Raw genomic sequence first — 1,027 nt, forward strand, 5'->3', positions numbered from 1 at the left:
GGCCCAGGGCGAATCCGGGGTCGAGGGCGACCGCGCGGTTGAAGGCGTCCTCGGCTCCGGCGCGGACTTTGAGGACCCGGTCGAGTCCGGTGCGGTACGCGGTGGCGGCCTCGGCGTGGGTGGAGAGCGGGAGTCCGAGTCCGTCGACGGGCCTGCGGCGGGTGCGGCGGGCCGGTGGTGCGAGCAGGTGCCGGGCGAGGGCGGCGGCCTGGACGCGGATCTCGGGGATCGCGGTGGTCTCCCAGAGTTCGCCGCGCCTCGGGGCGCCGAGCGTGAACAGCGGTCGTACGCAGCGGCCTTGGGCGTCGAGGAGGCGTCCGTCACGGGTGGCGACCCCCATGCCGAGCGGTCCGGGGACGGCGGTACCCGCCTCGAACAGCCCACGCCACAACGGGTCTTCGAGCCGCTGTCCCGGTCCGGTGCAGTCGATCACCCAACCGACGCGCAGGGTACGGCCGTTGGTGAGGGTGACGACGAACTGCCCGTCTGCTTCCGTCATATCGGCGATCGTGCCGGCATGGACCTGGAGGCGCCGTGCGGTGCGGGCCCGGGTGACCGATTCGGCGGTGGCGGGGGCCATGCGGTGGCGGTGGGTGTTCCAGATCGCGCCCTCGTGGGCGAGGAACTCCCCGCGTTCTTCGGGGGTGAGGCTGTGCCAGAGTCTCGCGGTGTGCGGGCGGAGGCTGTCGAGGGCGGGCCGCCAGTCGCCGTGGGTGCGGACGGAGCGGCCGATGTGCCGGTAGACGGTGCGGCGCAGTCCGTTCAGTGTCAGGTCGCTCGGCCAGCTCGGTGCTTCCATCGTGCCGGCCGGGCCCAACGCGTGGGGCTGCGGCAGGAGTCCGCTGCGGGAGACGGCGTGCACGGTGCGTTCGGGTCGGTCGAGGGTGAGGGCGAGGTCCACGGCGGTGAGGCCGGTGCCGACGAGGAGGAGGTCGGTGGTGTCCTCGCGTACGGCGTCCAACGCACCTGGTGTCCAAGGGGAGTTGATGAAGCGGGGCGAGGTGCGCAGTGCGGGCGGGGCCCAGGC

The 1,027-nt window shown here is 73.5% G+C and carries 1 protein-coding gene; it reads right to left on the reverse strand.

Annotated elements, in window-relative coordinates:
* A partial coding sequence (locus tag JHN63_RS51355; protein WP_374223037.1) for an FAD/NAD(P)-binding protein occupies nucleotides 1-1,027 on the reverse strand: 1,027 nt, incomplete at both ends.

It is taken from the genome of Streptomyces sp. MBT65, assembly GCF_016612545.1.
Taxonomy (GTDB): domain Bacteria; phylum Actinomycetota; class Actinomycetes; order Streptomycetales; family Streptomycetaceae; genus Streptomyces.